Raw genomic sequence first — 18,150 nt, 5'->3', positions numbered from 1 at the left:
GTTCGAAAATTATTGATGGAGGGATTTAAATGAAATTTGATTTTAGAGAATTTAATTTATCAATTCCCGACTCAGGTCCGTACGGTATAGATTCAACACAAGACGGAAAGATATGGTTTACACAACATAAAGCAAACAAAATCAGCTGTCTAGATCTAAGTGGTGAGGTAAAAGAGTATAAAGTTCCTACACCTGATGCTAAAGTTATGTGTTTAACTGTATCTTCCATGGGCGACATATGGTTTACAGAGAATGGAGCCAATAAAATAGGAAGGCTTACAACATCAGGTATGTTTATTGAATATCCACTACCACAGTCGGATTCAGCTCCTTATGGAATAACTGAAGGCTCAAATGGTGATATTTGGTTTACCCAAATGAGTGGGAATCGTATTGGCAAATTGACCACTGAAGGTGATATCCATGAATATGATCTTCCAAATAAGGGTTCCTTTCCTTCTTATATTACTTTAGGTTCAGATAACGCACTATGGTTCACAGAAAACCAAAATAATGCTATTGGAAGAATAACAGATACTGGAGAGTTAACTGAATACCCTCTGCCTACACAAGAAGCAGGGCCAGTGGGTATTACTAGTGGTAACGATGGTGCACTCTGGTTTGTCGAAATTATGGGCAACAAAATAGGTCGCATCACTACTTCTGGGGTGATTAGCGAATATGATATTCCAACTCCAAACGCACGCCCACACGCAATTATTAAGGGAAAAGATTGCGAAATATGGTTCACTGAATGGGGTGCAAATAAAATTGGCAGGATTACAAGTGATCAAACGATTCATGAATATCAAATTCAAACAGAAAATGCTGAGCCGCATGGTATTGCATTTGGGGAAGATGGTTCCGTATGGGTTGCGTTAGAATGCAACAAAATTGGTAAACTGAATTTAAGTGAATGAGATCGGCGTGAGCAGTATTTATGAAACCTCAAAACCAGCAAGAAGCTAATTCAGAAGAAGGATACCCTAAATTGGTATAAAACATATTAAATTTATTAAACAATCCATTACAAAGCCTCATCTTATAGGCGGAGATTATTCTTGAAGAACAGTAAATGGAATAAAGCTTTTTGGGATAAATTAGGGATTTTAATTTTCTTGTACCGGTAGCTTTTATTAACAAGAAAGTTACTTTCGGAAATACAATTTTATATTGATATGCTACTATCGGCGCTTTCCAATAATAAGGATTGTGCTCTTTTTTGCATGCAGATTTCATTGTAAGGTTAGCCAGTTAATGCTGACGGATCTCAATACAAAGCTCTGTTTTGAGATGAAAATAGATACTACGTGCGATTGACATCAGCCAAAAAATTATAGAGTTACCACTCTATATAAACTGATATTTATAAATTATGATATATAATCTCTTTATAAAAGAATTTGCTTAAGTATAAATGGATATTACATATAGAGTAAATAGAAAGCAGCAGAATAAAAAGTGAACAGTTTGAAGAGACTATCAAACTAAAACACAATGATCCTCATAAAACTAACGGGTGTATTCCTTAAAGAAGGAAAAGTAAGGAGCTGATTTGTAAAATGAACCGAATTATGGTGATGGGAGTATCAGCAGGGGTTGGGAAGTCTACATTTGCACGAAAGTTAGGAGAATTACTGGAGATCTCTGTCTATCATCTTGATGCTTTATACTGGAAACCAGAATGGGCAGAAGCTTCATTAGAAGAGTTTGCAGCTGATCAGCAAAAAATTGTCTCTCTAGATCAATGGATTATAGAGGGCAATTATAGTAATACATATGACATTCGAGTGCGGAATGCAGATACGATTATCTATCTGGAGCTTCCTTTAATTGTATGTTTGTATCGAGTTTTCAAGCGCTGGATTCAAAACATTGGGAAAACGAGACCTGACATGGGAGAGGGGTGTATGGAAAAATTAGACTTCCAATTTCTTAAGTTCATCTGTACCACTTACTATCCCCGAAAGAAAAAGATGGAAACCAGGCTTCAAGCTTTCAAAGGAACGGGTTCTCAAAAAAACATTATCATGCTGAAGAATAAGAAAGAGATCCACTCTTATTTAAAAACTTTATCGCATTGAAAGATCTAAATGGTAAGGTAAAGAGATAAAGATGAGTGATTATATCATGTTTGACTCGACTTTCCTTTTGAGATTAGATTAGAACTTTCATCAACAAATGGACGCATATCAAGAACATGGATTGAGGAGGGGAAAATCAATGGAAAAAGAATTTCCAATAATAGAAACAGCAAGATTAATCCTAAGAGCAGTAACACAAAGAGGATGCTGACGATATGTTTCACTATCTATCTGATCAAGATGCTGTCAAACATATGAGACTGGTACCTTTCCAAACAGTAAGTTTAGTTAGACAAACGAGAATTTTTAAAAAAACATTCCGCTGCCGGAAAAAGAATAATGCAAGGGGAAAGATGAGTATGATTTCTCTGTTGTATTGTTTGACTTTGCAATGATCCTAACAAAGGGGGCTGGGCTGTAAAGTATATCACTTTCAGCAGCCCTTTTTTTAATTATAGACTTATCTTTAGCTGAACATTTGATTATCTTTTAATTTAATATTCTATTTCATCGTAATCTTTAGGCTGCGGTACCGGCTGACCGTTATCGCTGGAAGTAATATCATTAATTGTTTGCAATTCCTCTTGCGTTTCTTCAGTATTTCTTTTATCTTGGTTTCCTTCTTTTTTCAAGGTGATTTACTCCTTTCATGTATCTTGAACTTACACTATTAAAGTTTCCTTTGTATCTAAAGAAAATACATTTTTCAAATTGTAAAGGGTCAATCATGATTTAATATCTCTGTGCAGTGCTCTTTTTTTAATGCTTCCATTATAAACTCCGCATGATGTTAAAAGCAGTTTCGTCATATCGATTCACCTAATTCCGATAATAATGTCTCACTCAATTCACTTCTAATCCGGGCAATGTGCTCTTCAACAAGATTTCTGGCCTGAACGGCATTCCCGGAAGCAATGGCCAAATAGATTCTTTTGTGTTCATCCAGTGTGTCCTGAGCACGTGCTGAGTCAGCCAGGCGGTGTCTGCGGGTTGTGCGGATAGTATCTTCCATGTGCTCACTCATGGTTTGAATCAGTTCAATAAATAAGGAGTTGTGTGTAGCTCTTACAATCGATAAATGAAAGTTGAGATCTGATTCAAGTCCCGATTCCACGTCATTTTTTGAAGCTGCCATTTTATCTAGCGCTTTTCGGATTATTTCTAAGTCCGCAGAATTCGCTCTTTGAGCTGCCAAATAGGCAGATTCTGCTTCGAGGGCACGGCGAAGCTCGAGCATTTCATAGACCAGATGGCTTTCAGCTTTAGTGATGACAGAAGATAATTCCTCTGTTGAAGGGGGAAATTCTGTTGATTTGATATAGCTTCCGCCGCCTCTGCGAATGTCGATCGCTCCGCGCAGCTCAAGCATCCGCAGAGCTTCTCTAATTGATGTGCGACTAACGTTAAACTTGCTTGCGAGTTGACGCTCAGAAGGGAGTTTATCTCCTGGCTTTAAGTCACCGTTCAGAAAAAATTCTCTGAGCTGTTCCACAATGATTTCATACGTTCGTTTATTATGCTTCAATGAACCTTCACACCTTTAAGAGTTGTTGTGTTTTTCAGATAATTAAGTATAATGGAAAGTGGTTAGACCAATTGGGAATTGGTAGTACAGATTTAATCATTATAAACGATTTATTGTAAACGATTACATATTAATTTAGGGGAGAGAGTGGAATGAATCTGGAAATTGCTAATCTGGCAGAAGCTTTTAAAAAAATCCTTCCTGAAAGTCAGGTCTCTATTAATGCGACAGTGAGAGAACAGCACAGCAGGGATGAATCGTAACACGCACCAAGTCTCCCGGATTTGGTTGTTTTTCCTGAGACGACTGCACAAGTAAGTAGAATTATCAAATTCGCAAATACATATCAAGTGCCTGTTGTGCCTTTTGTACTTGGCTCGAGCTTAGAAGGACATGTGATTCCATATGATTTGGGGATTACAATTGATTTTTCCCTAATGAAAAAATCCTTGAAGTAAGGGAGCAGGATTTTCTTGTAAGAGTCCAGCCTGGCGCCACGTGCTCTCAATTAAATAAACTTAAAAAATACGGCCTGTTCTTTTCAGTTGATCCAGGAGAGGATGCAACTCTTGGGGGGGATAGCGGCTACAAATGCAAGCGGGAATTCTAATTGCAAGAGTAGAGCTTGTTGATGAGCCATCCATGAAGCAGGCCAACTTGTACAGTGATACAGATTACCTTGAAAAACCGACTCTCTTTCTTGAATTCCATGGAAATGAAGCAGGGCTTAGACAGGACGTTGAGTTTACGAAAGAGCTTGTATCAGATCTGCATTGTGAACTCATTAAATTTGAAACGGATAGTGCTGCTCGAAATAGGCTTTGGGAAGCAAGACACCATCTGGCTTATGCCTAAAGGAAGGCTGTCTGAAAGGCAGTCTGGAATCCGTATATATCTTTTGTTCTATATAGTCTAGGCAAAAAAACATTTATAATTACAACATTTGGTGAACAGGCAAATGAAGTATTAAGTATTATACTAATATTGTGTGTTACCATTTAAGGTTAGTGCACAGCCGGTGATTGGCTAGTGGGACATTTTCCATTTTGCCAGTGCCGGTTTTTTATTAGATAATAATAGTGTGATTATAGATTCTATGAGATAAAGGAAGGTGGCGCTTTGGAAAAGATAGATTCTATTTCTATGAGAGAACATTTTGCAAGTTTTTATATTTATTCTATTTCTTTTCTCGGTTTAATAGCTGTTATCACCTCCATATTTATGAGTGAAAAGACTTCTGACCCCATAATCCTTTTCCTATTGGCTGTGTTTATGGGGATTATTGAGTATTTTCCTATCCGAATTGGGAGAGGAGGAATCACGCTCAGCCTTACGCTCATTTATCCAATGAATTGGGAGTTTGGGATACATATAACTGTCATTGCTTGTGTGTGTGCAATGGTATTTACTCATACCCTTCGCCGTTTGCCCATGCAAAGAACACTATTTAATAGTACTCAATTAGCTCTAAGTATCATTCTAGCAGAGTGGTTGTCCAACCAATGTATTTCTTTTTTTATTACGGATATGAACCTGTCTGTTTTATATGAAGAATTAATAAGCTTGCTTTTATTTACCGTATTCTTTTGCTCTATCAACACCCTTTCTTACGATCTTTTAATGGTGCTTCTTCCTCAGCCATACACGCGAGAACAATGGCACAAGAAAAATATTTTAGTATTTTTGAGTGCAAGTTTTTGTTTATTCTACGCCTATCTTATATATATCTTAGAACATCGATATCGCGGAGAGATGGATGGAGTTACTGTTCTGTTCTTCTTTTTCCCGCTTGTAGCCATTTGCATCATTAGTTCTTTCTCCCGGCAAATACGGATTGAAAAAGAACGATTATATAATCTTTTTTCTATTACGACGGAGTTGAGCCATGGGCTGTCTGCCGGAAACTTACATCAGATGAAACAATCACTTAAAGGATTCTTGGGAATACAAGCATATGCTTTATGGGTAAAAGATGAAGGGAACTGGCAGCTTCTATTAAAGGATGGAAAAGTACATTCCAATATTTCAAGTTCGTTTGATCTGCAGAATTTTGAGGAGATAGCTCAAACCTTTGTTGTTACTGATTGGAAAACGGGTATGGCTCCAGGAGATGAAGTATTTGAAGATGTCATACGCTCCCTCGTCTACTTACCTCTAAAAGTCAATCATGAGTTGGTTGGAATGTTTGTTGCAGGCAAAAGCAGGGGGGCGAGTTTTATTACCGAAGATATACAGTCTTTAGCTACGTTTGCCAATCATTTGGGCAGCTTGCTTAAAACACGGTCGCTCGTCTCCGAACAGGAAAAACGAATTATTCTGGAAGAAAGAAATCGATTAGCCCGTGAAATCCACGATGGAATCGCACAAGTATTAGCCGGGGTCATATTTCATCTGGAATCAGCTCAGAAACAGTCCAAAGATCAATCAGGAAACATGGAGCAAGTGGTAGACAAAAGCATAAAAAAATTACGGAAGAGTTTAGGGGAAGTTCGTTATTCTATCTATGCTTTAAAGCCATATCCTACTCAAAGGCTAGGGCTAAAACAAGCAGTAGCAAATAAAATACAATCTATAAAACAAGAATATGATCTAGCGATTAAATATCATGAAAGGGGCCGTTCTCGAACACTCAGTTTTACAAAAGAACGAGCCATCTTCGATACTTTACAGGAAAGCTTGCAGAATATTATAAAGCATGCAAAAGCTGACGAAGTTGACATTCTCCTAAGCTATCAACGTGAACATGTACTTTTAAAGGTGAAGGACAACGGGATTGGCTTTTCCCTTTTTGAATCTATGATTAAAACGAAGCATGAGCCCCATTATGGCATCTTGCAAATGAATGAACAAGCTGAACAGCTGGGTGCAACCCTTCAGATTGATAGTTCAGCAGGAAAAGGTACAGAAATAACATTGTTAATTCCAGATTCGGAAAAGAGGGAATAGTATCATGATTCAAATATTATTAGTGGATGATCATACTGTCTTGCGTGATGGAATTCGGAGTATATTGGATCTCGAATCCGACATCCGAGTCGTAGGAGAAGCCGTTTCCGGGGATGAGGTGTTGAAGAAAGTAGAAGAGTTTCGACCTAATTGTATTTTGATGGACATCAATCTCCCTGGAAAAAATGGAATTGAGGTAACCTCACAGGTGAAAAGTCAGTATCCAAACTGCCGTGTTCTCGTATTGACTATGTTTGAGGATGATGAATATTTGATGGAAGCGCTTCGTGCGGGTGCAGACGGATATTTATTGAAGGATTCATCATCTGAACAAGTGGTGACAGCCATCCGAATGGTGTCACAAGGAGATTCTGTTATTCATCCGCGCATGACGAAAAAACTGATTACGTATCATCACCAGCACACTACATCAGAACCAAACGAAAATATGCTGACAAAGCGTGAAAAAGAAATCCTGTTTGAATTGGTCAAAGGTCTTAGTAATAAAGAAATTGCTGAAGCCCTATTTATCAGTGACAAGACCGTTAAAATCCACATCAATAAGATTTTCAAAAAGCTGAATGTGAAAAGCCGTTCCCAAGCAGTCATTTATGCCGTTCGAAATCAACTTGTTCCTTTTTCTTAAAGAACTATCCTGCGCCTGCACAAGGTGCGGATAGTTCTTTTGTTTTATGTTGGTATAGAACCAAAAGCTGCAGCAATTATACCTTTTGATTAATTTTCAGAAAAGTGAAAATGAGAGATGATAAAGATAGATTTGAAGTTTACTAGTTTTATCTATTTATTATAAGGAAAAGGAGATATGTTCATGGAAAAAAGAAAAATGAAGGCATGGAAAGTCATGACCACAGCAGCGGTGACTTCCTTATTATTTTCATCACTTACCGTTTTTGCAGAAGGTGATGTTACGCCAGCTGAGTCACAAATGGTTGAAGAAATTGTGGAACAAAGAGGACAATTATTTTTTGATAAGGATAAGATCGAAACAGGTCAAGAAGATTCACTATATAAAGACGTTAAGAAAGAAGGTTTGGCTACAGCATATAAACCGAATGATCCTGTTCGCTTAATTGTAGAAGTTGAACAACCAACAGAAATTGAGCAAACAGCCAAAAGCAAAAAAGCTTTATATAAACAAAAACAAGATAAAGTAATCGAACAAATCTCAAAAGAAAAAAATTCTCAATCAAATGCTCCTATTAAAGTGAAGCATCGTTTTTTCAAAGGGTTTAACGGATTCAGTGTAGAAACAGAGTTCCAAAATATAAAAGATATCCAGTCTATTCCAGGGGTTACGAATGTCCATATCGCCAGAACCTTCCAGGAAAATATGGCAGCAAGTAAAGAATTAGTACAAGCTCAAAATGTATGGGAACAATATGGTTATAAAGGTGAAGGATTAGTAGTAGCGGTCGTAGATTCAGGGATTGATTATACGCACAAAGATATGAAACTATCTGACACAGCCAAAGCGAAAGAAAAATGGACTCAAGATAAAATTAATCAAAAATTTGCTGAGACAGACGTAAACGAAATTTGGTATTCCGATAAAGTTCCAACAGGATATGATTGGGCAGACAATGATACCAATGTCATTCCGGGAACAAATGGCAGTCCGCATGGTACACACGTGGCTGGTACAATTGGAGCAAATGGCGACGAAACGAAGGGTGGTGTCGCTGGAATTGCACCAGGTGTTCAACTATTAGCCGAGAAGGTATTTTCTGATAATGGCGGTGGTGCCTATGAGGATGATATTATCGCAGGAATTGAGCATGCAGTCACAATGGGTGCAGATGTAATCAACATGAGTTTAGGTGTTGATGCAGGCTATGTAGATGAAGATTTTGATCCGATCCAAAAATCAATCCGAGTTGCGACAGAACAAGGCACCCTTGTTGTAGTGGCAGCCGGTAATTCAGCCTATAGTACAAAGAATAATATTATTCCCTCTTCATTAAGACCATATGCAGAAAATCCAGATATTGGAACAGTAGGTGCACCGGGTGTAAGTCCATATGCGTTATCGGTTGCTTCCTATGAAAATACGAAACTTCATTTAAATGCATTAGCAGATCCAAGTGGTTTTTCGGTGCCGTTCAAAGATCAAACGCAATTTCCAGCATCGTATAATTTTAAAGTCTCTAAGGTTCTTTCACCAGATGTACCTTATGATTTGGTATATGTTGGGGAAGGGAAGAATGCATCAGATTATCCTAAAGGCAAAACTGGCTACATTGCAGTAGTTAAACTATTAAACGTATATAGTACTGTTTCATCCATTCAGTGGGAAGCTAAGACTGCGGGAGCAAAAGCGATTATTATGATACCGCCTGCTGCTTTGCCAGATTATCCTAATCTGCCATTAACGCCAACTGCAGCACCAACGGCGTCAACAAGTAAAGCTGCAGGTGAAGCACTACTGAGTAAAATGAATAGTCTGCCAAGTGGTCAATATTTAAGCATGAAATTTGCAGGCGATACTTGGGTAGAGAATCCAGCGAAAGATACGATGTCCTATTTTTCATCTTTCGGTTCTCCAAGTACATTAGATTTTAAACCAGAGATTTCTGCTCCTGGTGGAAATATTTATTCAACTATACCAGGAAATGATTATGAAGTGATTAGCGGTACATCGATGGCAACTCCTCATGTTGCAGGCGGTTCAGCATTGTTATTGCAGGTCCTTTATCAAAAAGGATTAACCCATTCAGAAGATACAGTTTTAAAAGCAAAACTTGCTTTAATGAATACAGCTAATATTGCCATGGATCCAAGGATAAATGGAGAAGTTCCATATTCACCACGTGTACAAGGGTCTGGGATAATGAAAATTCAAAATGCCATTAATACACCAGTCATTGTAACAAGTAGAAACACGCCTTTAGAACAAGCTGGAGCAGTTGCATTAAAGGATATCGATCAAAATACAAGCTTTAAATTAAACATGGAAGCATTCGACACTCCTAAGGGTAAAAATAATAGTGATGATATTGAATACAATGTTTATGTAGATCTATTGAAAGATAAGACTGAAATGAAGGAATTCGATTTAGATAGTGATGGGAAATTGGATTCAAAAGAGTATTTAACATTAACTAGTGAACGAATTAATGGTGCGACAGTCACTGTAAATGATAATGTAGTAACAGATAAAACTGGAGCATTAGTTAAAATTAAACCAGGTCAAACAAAAATGCTGACTGTTAATATAACCTTACCAGATTCCTTAAAGAAAAATAGTTTTGTAGAAGGATTTGTTCGTCTAGTTCCAGTAGCCAAGGACCAAGATAAAGCAGTACCTTTAACTGTTCCTTATATGGGCTTCTATGGAAAATGGGATGAACCGCGAAATATCGACGCACCTGCATGGGAGAAGGATGCATTTGTAGGATATACGGCCCTTTGGGATGAGAATTCAGAAAGATATCCATTGGGATATAACCCATATACTGGAAGGTTCAGTCTTAACCATATTGCATACTCGAAAAACTATATACTCGATGGTATCTATCCGTCCTTCCAAGCCTTACGTAATTTAGACAAAGTTGAAATGTATATTGAAGATCAATCTGGAAATCTCATTAAAAGTTTAGGCGATTTTAGTGAATATACTGGTACTCCATGGAAATTCAGAAAAAATATAATGTCATATGGGGATACAAAGTATGGCGGATATAAATGGGATATGAAAGACTCATCCGGACAATATGTACCTGATGGTGTTTATCAATATGTTATCAAAACAACATTAGATTATCCAAACGCAAAACCACAGATTGTTAAAATGCCAATTACGGTAGATTCCGTCGCTCCGACCGTTTCAGATATTACAGTAACGCCAAAGAACGGAAAATATGAAATTTCCTTCAATCCGCAAGACAATGCAAGTGACTTTAATTCTGCTGTTGTATGGGTGAATGGACAATATTATTCACTAAGTCTTGAGCAAAAATCTTTCTTAGTTAATACAGAACCGAAAAGTATTATTATTCTAGCCCTTGATTATGCAGGAAATCAATCGTACAAAGTTTGGGGAGATCCGAGCTATATTAAATATACTATGGCCGTTCAAACGATCAGTATAACTCCGACTGCAAATATTAACAAAAGCAAACCTGCAAATATTAATGCCTGGGCTTATGCCAGAGCAGACTGGACGATTAATGTTAAAGATGCAAGTGGAAAGATAGTCGATTCGTTTGAAGTGAAAAATGAACATACACTGAAAACACAATGGGTACCTAATACGGACCTTCAAAATGGAACGTATTCTATCTCAATTGATGTCGTGACAAAAGACGGTTTTAAAGTAACAACAACTCCTAAACAAGTAACGGTTCTCCAACAATAAACCGATTGCGACCCAAGTGAGGATGATTCACTTGGGTTTTTTCATACCTGGTGCATGGTGCCATTTCTATACGCAAAAGATGAATGATTAAATAAAAAGTCGCGGTGTAGTACTTTTGTTCTATAATGGTATAGAACCAATAACTACAAAATTTACTCCCTATGTTTAATTTTCAGAAAAGTAGAAATGTGGGATGATAAGGACAGAATCGAGTTAACTAGTTTCATGGATCTTTCTTTAAATAACTTGTTTGTAAAAAATACAAGTTTAAGAGAGAAAAAAACAATTATATAAGGACAAGGGGGATGCAGTATGAAGAGGAAAAAAATCAGTAAAATTATTACAGGAACGCTAGCTGTTGGCATGTTACTATCTCAAGGCGCTCCATATAACGTATTGGCGAAAAGCCCGTATGAGCTGAATCCAGTTGATCATGCGGAAGATATTCTAAAGAGCCTGTCTGCGGAACAAAGAAAGTCGTTAGAGCAATTGGATACCAATTCAAACTTTACGATTTCTCCGGATATTAATGCAAATAGTCCGGAATTAGTCAAAGTCATCGTCGAATTTGAACAGGCGCCGGCGAAAATTGAAGTGATGAAACAAGCAGCGAAAGGAAAGAAACTATCTTCTGCTGATGCGAATGAGAAAGTGGAAAAAGCTCATAAAGATTTTAAACAGCATGTGCAATCATTAAAATCACAGAAAAACGTGACCAAATACAAAGTGGAAGATGTAAACATCACAAGAGAGTATAAAAAAGCCATCAACGGTGTAGCGATGACGCTGCCTGGCGTGGCAGTGGAGGATTTGCTGCAATCTGGAGTAGTTAAACGTATTTTTAAAGATTACGAAGTAAAAGTGGAACCGCCGGTAAAAACGAAAGAAGCCATCGATCCGAAAATGGCGGACAGTATTCCGCAAATTGGCGTGGACAAGCTTCATGCCGAGAACATTACCGGTAAAGGGATTAAAGTCGGCGTTCTTGATACAGGGATTGATTACAACCATCCAGACTTAAAAGAAGCATATAAAGGCGGATATGATTTTGTAGATAACGATGCAGATCCGATGGAAACGTCATACGAGGATTGGATCAATGCTGGCAAGCCGGAATATCCCGGCTATGTGTACTACACAAATCACGGAACACATGTCGCAGGAACGATTGCAGCCCAAAAGAAAAATGATGTGGATTATGCCGTTAAAGGTGTAGCGCCTGAAGTAGATTTATATGCTTATAGAGTATTAGGACCTTGGGGTGGAGGAGATACTGCGGGAATCCTTGCAGGAATCGATCAAGCGATTGCAGATGGCATGGATGTTATCAATATGTCACTCGGCGCCCAGACGAACGATCCGTTATATGCCACTTCTGTCGCAACAAATAACGCTATGCTTTCAGGCGTGGTGACCGTCGTTGCCGCAGGCAACTCCGGACCGGGCGACAAAACACTCGGTTCCCCAGGAGCAGCGGCTCTCGGCATTTCAGTAGGGGCAAGCGATGTCTCCATGTCGATTCCTACATTCAATGGAAGCGCTTCCATTGAAACGTTTGAAAACACCCAGCTATTAGGCAAGGATTTTTCTGATCGATTAGAAGAGCTGCAAGGACAATCTCTTCCGATTGTGTTTGCAGGGCTTGGTAAAGCGGCTGATTTTGAAGGGGAAGATGTCAACGGGAAACTTGCGTTGATTCAGCGCGGGGGAATTACTTTTGATGAAAAAATAAAAAATGCTAAAAATGCTGGAGCCAAAGCGGTGATCGTGTACAACAATGTTGACGGGCAAATCCCTGCCTATTTGGGTGAGGCTGTCGGATTGATTCCTTCTTTCCGCCTTTCAAAAGCGGATGGAGAACGGTTAAAGGGACTGGGAAATGGATCCTTCACATTTGAAACGTTAAGTAACACAAAAACGGAAGGCGATCATTTGGCAGATTTCAGCTCACGCGGACCGGTAAACGGAAACTATGATATTAAGCCGGATGTAGTCGCTCCAGGTGTATCGATATTCTCTACGACACCAGAATTTATCAATGATCCACAGGACGGTATTAATTATAGCAATGGATATGTACGCATGTCGGGCACATCGATGGCTTCGCCACACGTAGCAGGTGCAGCAGCATTAATTTTGCAGCAGCATCCGGAATATACTCCTTTCGATGTAAAAGCGGCACTCATGAATACATCAGATGATTTAAAAGGGGATAATTCTGTATACGAAGTAGGAGCAGGAAGAATCGATGCCTATCAAGCGGTTCATACAGATACATCCATCAAAGTATGGGATAAGACAAAAAATATCGAAAATGGAAACGTCGTAGAAATTGACGAACAAACAGGCTCCATCGTATTCGGCAGACATTATAAAAAAGGTGAACAACCAATTGAAGCAAGTAAAAAGGTGACCGTTCAAAACAGCAGCCAGGAAGAAAAATCTTTTAAACTAGAAGTGGAGTATCACAGTGAACGTAAAGGCATCCAAGATGCATTGAAGAACGGTGTGAAAGTGGCTGTGCCTTCATCTATTACAGTATCAAGCGGACAATCACAAGAGCTCCAGCCAAAAATAACGATTCCAACGAGCGCTGAGACAGGCAGATATGAAGGGTATATCCATGTGACCCATGCGAACAATCCAGACGAAACCTATCAAATTCCATTTGCTGTCATGGTGACGGAAAAAGGATTTGATTATGTCAAAGCGACTAGACCATCCGTGACAAATACAACACCTTTCTGGGAACTTAATGACACAAGGATCCATTTCATCATGAAGTTGAACAGCCCAATGACAACCATGGATGTGCTTGTAAAAGACAGTAAAACAGGAAAATCTGTAGGGTTCATAGGGACAGCGAACACTAACTTTCCAATAGATAGAGAAGTGTTTCTTACGGGTGCATTCAGCGGTACGGTCTTACCATTTACAAATGATCCGTCCCAGCCAATCAGTGATATTCCTATAAAGCTTCCAGCGGGCGATTATATACTGGAACTGATTGCACACGATGAGGATGGGAACTCATATGTTTTCCACAATCCGCTTATCGTGGACAATACAGCACCAGAAGTAAACATGGATATAAAATCGGGAGTAATCGAAATCAATGATTCTATGTTTACAGTAGAAGATGGCCAAAAAGCAGTGTGGCTGCATGGAACAGCTAAGGATGAGACAGTGGATTTATTGCAATCTAAAGGGTTGGACGTCGATCAATCGTCCAACACTATGGCTTACTATACAGGTGCCTCTGGATATATGGCTGGGTTCTTCCCGGTTCAAGCGAATGGAGATGTGAAATTAGGAATTGAGGAAAGTGATATTGCAAAACAACCTATGAGATTGTGGTTGAGAACGTGGGATACTGCAACGGCAGTTGGTTACCAAAAGTATTACTTCATGAAAGAAGGAACGGAATATACGACGACTAGTTATAGTAAGAATGAGTTGAGAGTCGGCGATAACTTTACGATGACACTCAGCCTTAATAATGTGAAAGAGCTTGTCTCGGGAGAATTTAATGTAGAGTACTACAAAGACTTCTTCAAGTTTGCGAATGTGAAGCTGAACAATGCAGTAAAACAATATGCAACGGAAAAAGGCTTACAGGTATCACTACATGAGCCGGTTGTGACGGAAGGTACATTCAATAATAGTTTGAAAATCGGTGCTTCCATTACTGGAAATGTATTCAGAGGACTGGATGGAGACATGCCGTTCCTCGATGTAACGTTTAAAGTATCGAATGATGAAGTTTACGATGAAATTCCTGGATTTGAGGTAAAGAAGGGGTCTTATAAGAAATCCGGACAAACAGCAGGTACTGCTATTCCTTTTTACGGCACTGAAGATCTTAAAATAATTCCTACACATACACAGTTGCTGGGATCCATATTGCCGGAAGCATTTTTGATATATGAATCAGGATCAGCATTTTTGAAAAAAGGGGATTATTCAAAAATAGGAGCACAAGTATACGCTCTCTCTAGAAGTGGTAAAAAATATCCAGGAACAATTGATAAGAGTGGAAAATTCACAGTCAATGATATTCCTGCTTCCGATCAAGTATATACAGCTGTTTTCGATGTTCCGGGGCATCTTAAAGTGATGAAGAAATTCATTCCTGGATATCATGATGCAAATGGAGAGCTACGAGGGCAATTTTTAAGAATTGGTCAGAGAAGTCTTGCAGGGGATGTGAATGGCGACAAAATGATTGATATCCTCGATATCCAAAGTGTCGTGGATGCATACGGTACGAAAGATACTTCCATCGTGCCGCAAGATCTCAATCAAGATGGTGTGGTGGACGAAGCGGATGTTCGTTTAATTGAGACCAACTTCTTAACGAAGGGACCTGACGCACCTGCCAACAAACAGCCGAAAGAAAAAATTGGCAAGAAAGGGCTGGAATACTTCCTGCGTCTTGTCGGTCTTGAGCCGAAACAATAACAAGGGATGTTGATAAAAGGGGAGGAATGCAAAACATTCCTTCCTCTTTTTTCTTTGTTATAAAATTCAAATGAAGTTAAGAATAGCAGAGGCAAGAAAGGTTGAAAAATCCTCTCTTTAGTTTAAATTCAGCAAGCCTTCCATCGACTTGCTAATCGGCTAGTTTTCAAAATGAATCCGCTTACTAAATTGTTAGAACGAGTCAGACCTTTTGAACAGGTACTTGAATTTCAAATGTAATCTCATTTGGTTTGTCTGTGATTGTAATATCAACATGCATAATTTGCAGTGCATCGCCGGTAATTCGATATCCCGTTTTAGTTATATATGCCAACACTTTACTTAAACTCTCGCTACGATTCCACAATAATTCTCCATTATAACGGATACAAGCAAATAACCCAGCCGGAACCGTCTTTTGGTACTGTTTGGGTATTTTTTCTTTATTTTTTGCGACTACAAAAATTACTGATGGTTCCTCAAACTGTTTCGCTCTAAGATCCGCTTCTGAGATAATAATGCCCAGTCTGTTACTGGCCAGAATTGGTGTTTTCTCAGTGAGCATATTCTCTAGCCTGATCACACCATAACTGAGTTCCAAATTATTATTTATTTTTTCATGTAGGGTAATTAACTTCCTTCTTCCTATTTCACGGAAAAACACCGTTTGAAGTTCTTTTTCTCTTGCTGCGTGCTCCAAGTATCCAATTTTTTCCCTAATATTTTCCTCTAAGTCATTTAACTCATTTAGTTTTGACACAAGTTCGATGTGCTTGGCTTTTAAAATATCCAAGGACTTACTAAAATTACGTTCATTGAAATAATCCTTTATTTCGTCCGTACTCATCCCGAGTTGACGTAACTCTTTAATGGTTCCCAAAATTTCGTACTGAAAAATAGAATAGTAGCGATATCCAGAATGAGGATCCACATATTGTGGTTTGAATAAGCCAATCCGATCATAATGGCGCAAAGTTTCTGTCGTTACCCCTCGTAATTTTGCCATCTCACCGATGGTTAATTTTTCCTTCACCCCCAGTTGAACCACCTCCTAAAAAAAATAGTATACAGCTATTGACCTTTGTGTAACAACAAGGTTTACAATGAAAACACACAATTTTCACAATCATCTGATAAATTATTTTATTGACAGGGAGGGAGTTGATTTATGAAACAGAAAGCGCTCGCAAGAACACTTACATTGTCACAGGTTGTTTTTTTAGGGATTGCATGGAATAACCCCATGGTGTTTTTTAATACGTATGGAATCGCTGCCGAAACCTCACAGGGGCTTATTACGAGTGCATACACGATTGCATTTCTAGCGATCCTGTTTACAGCACTTAGCTATGGAAAGATGTCAAAAGTATACCCTATCTCAGGGTCAGCTTATACCTTTACACAAAAATCTATTAATCCTGAGATTGGGTTCCTTGTCGGTTGGACGATTTTGCTTGATTATGTGTTAACACCAATGGTTACTTGCTTGATGTCTGCGGTCTTTTTAAATGCAGTATTTCCAGAAATTCCGCATTATGTGTGGATTATTCTTTTAACTGCCAGTATAGTGGCACCGAGCATACTTGGTGTGGAGATATCCGCATTCGCTAGTAAAATTTTTGTTATTGCTCAAATCATTTTTGTATGTCTTTTCTGGATATTAACCGTTGGAAGTTTATTAGAAGGAGTGGGAACAGGCAGTTTTCTCTCAAGTAAATCATTGTTCAATCCAGATGTTTCCTTGTCCGTAATCTTAGCAGGAGCTTCCATTCTTTGTTTTAGTTTTCTTGGTTTCGACTCTCTCACCACCTTGTCAGAGGAAACAATCAATCCGGAAAAAACGATCCCAAGAGCTATTATCATAATGCTATTGTTTATCGGAGTCTTGTATATCGGCTCTTCTTATCTGGCACAATTGGTACATCCGGGATATTCATTCAAACATGCTGATTCTGCAGCCCTTGAAATAGCTGTACTTATTGGCGGAAATTTATTTAAATCCATTTTTATTACTGCGGTGATTATTGGCAACTTTTCTTCAGGAGTTGCTTCAACTACAAGCGCCTCTCGTGTCTTGTATGCGATGGGACGAGATTCCGCATTGCCACAAAAAATATTCGGATATATTCATCCCGATTTTAAAACCCCCTCACGCGGCATTCTTGTGATCGGAGCCGTTTCATTAATAGCTATCTTGCTGACATTGGAACAAGTGATTAAGTTTATTAACTTTGGAGGGCTAATTGCTTTTACATCTGTTAATCTATCAGTCATCGCCCATTATTTTATAAGAAATCACAAACGTTCTTTTTATGATTGCATCCGTTATCTGCTTTTGCCACTGATTGGTGCAGCTTTTACATTGTGGTTATGGTCACATTTAGAAATGGAGGCACTGGTTCTCGGTGGCATTTGGATGGTTTGTGGCTTCGTATATCTTGTCTATTTGACAAAATGGTTTCGCAAACCACTTCCTGAGTTTCATTTTGATGAAGAGGCGATTCCTCAAAAGGAAGAGAGCGTTGATCGACAGAAAATTCCACAAAATGTACCGGGCATTGATAGAGAGGTAGGAGATCTGTAATCTGTCTCGTTTCGAATCATTTATTTATTGCCATTTCACTTGATACCGGCAATGGCTGATTACTTATAACAAGTTTTTGAATTCTAATTAGGAGGTGGTGCCACTTCTTATGTAAGCGGTAACTCACTAAGATCACAAGTAAGCACTTTTTTTCAGATTGATCAAGTAAGAAAAT

Annotated in this window: 10 protein-coding genes and 2 pseudogenes; 9 read left to right on the top strand and 3 right to left on the bottom strand. The window is 38.6% G+C overall.

What is annotated here, in order from left to right; translation table 11 throughout:
* Positions 1–29 precede the first annotated feature (29 nt).
* Both LIT25_15280 and LIT25_15275 read left to right on the top strand, forming a co-directional pair.
* Positions 30–920: a streptogramin B lyase Vgb(B) gene (locus tag LIT25_15280; protein USK31992.1), complete on the top strand. Its 891-nt coding sequence runs from the start codon at positions 30–32 to the stop codon at positions 918–920.
* Between the two features lie 642 nt (positions 921–1,562).
* Positions 1,563–2,084: a topology modulation protein gene (locus LIT25_15275; protein ID USK31991.1), complete on the top strand. Its 522-nt coding sequence runs from the start codon at positions 1,563–1,565 to the stop codon at positions 2,082–2,084.
* Positions 2,085–2,578: 494 nt separating this feature from the next.
* Here the strand turns inward: LIT25_15275 and LIT25_15270 are convergent, their stop codons facing one another.
* Both LIT25_15270 and LIT25_15265 read right to left on the bottom strand, forming a co-directional pair.
* The gene (locus LIT25_15270; protein ID USK31990.1) at positions 2,579–2,716 is read right to left on the bottom strand and encodes a hypothetical protein; all 138 of its coding nucleotides are present in this window, start codon (positions 2,714–2,716) and stop codon (positions 2,579–2,581) included.
* Positions 2,717–2,889: 173 nt separating this feature from the next.
* Positions 2,890–3,609: a FadR family transcriptional regulator gene (locus tag LIT25_15265; protein USK31989.1), complete on the bottom strand. Its 720-nt coding sequence runs from the start codon at positions 3,607–3,609 to the stop codon at positions 2,890–2,892.
* Between the two features lie 152 nt (positions 3,610–3,761).
* On the opposite strand from LIT25_15265, the pseudogene LIT25_15260 reads away from it, so the two are divergent.
* From LIT25_15260 to LIT25_15235, 6 genes and pseudogenes are all read left to right on the top strand, one after another.
* A pseudogene (locus tag LIT25_15260) lies at positions 3,762–4,458 on the top strand (FAD-binding protein).
* 270 nt (positions 4,459–4,728) lie between these two features.
* The gene (locus tag LIT25_15255; GenBank protein USK31988.1) at positions 4,729–6,555 is read left to right on the top strand and encodes a sensor histidine kinase; all 1,827 of its coding nucleotides are present in this window, start codon (positions 4,729–4,731) and stop codon (positions 6,553–6,555) included.
* A gap of 4 nt (positions 6,556–6,559) precedes the next feature.
* The gene (locus tag LIT25_15250) at positions 6,560–7,201 is read left to right on the top strand and encodes a response regulator transcription factor (GenBank protein USK31987.1); all 642 of its coding nucleotides are present in this window, start codon (positions 6,560–6,562) and stop codon (positions 7,199–7,201) included.
* A 705-nt stretch (positions 7,202–7,906) separates the two neighbouring features.
* Positions 7,907–9,361: pseudogene (locus LIT25_15245) on the top strand (S8 family serine peptidase).
* Positions 9,362–9,403: 42 nt separating this feature from the next.
* A complete protein-coding gene (locus tag LIT25_15240; protein USK36298.1) occupies positions 9,404–10,930 on the top strand; it encodes an Fn3-like domain-containing protein in 1,527 nt (508 codons plus the stop codon).
* A gap of 312 nt (positions 10,931–11,242) precedes the next feature.
* Positions 11,243–15,391 carry a S8 family serine peptidase gene (locus LIT25_15235; GenBank protein USK31986.1) on the top strand — a complete coding sequence of 1,383 codons (4,149 nt, stop codon included), beginning with the start codon at positions 11,243–11,245 and terminating at the stop codon, positions 15,389–15,391.
* A gap of 202 nt (positions 15,392–15,593) precedes the next feature.
* Here the strand turns inward: LIT25_15235 and LIT25_15230 are convergent, their stop codons facing one another.
* The gene (locus tag LIT25_15230) at positions 15,594–16,424 is read right to left on the bottom strand and encodes a MerR family transcriptional regulator (GenBank protein ID USK31985.1); all 831 of its coding nucleotides are present in this window, start codon (positions 16,422–16,424) and stop codon (positions 15,594–15,596) included.
* Between the two features lie 135 nt (positions 16,425–16,559).
* Here LIT25_15230 and LIT25_15225 point away from each other — a divergent pair, with 135 nt between their 5' ends.
* Positions 16,560–17,975 carry an APC family permease gene (locus LIT25_15225; protein USK31984.1) on the top strand — a complete coding sequence of 472 codons (1,416 nt, stop codon included), beginning with the start codon at positions 16,560–16,562 and terminating at the stop codon, positions 17,973–17,975.
* Positions 17,976–18,150: the final 175 nt, after the last annotated feature.

This window comes from Bacillus sp. F19 (assembly GCA_023823795.1).
Classification (GTDB): Bacteria; Bacillota; Bacilli; order Bacillales; family Bacillaceae; genus Bacillus_P.
This window is presented reverse-complemented; position numbering and strand designations above follow the sequence as displayed.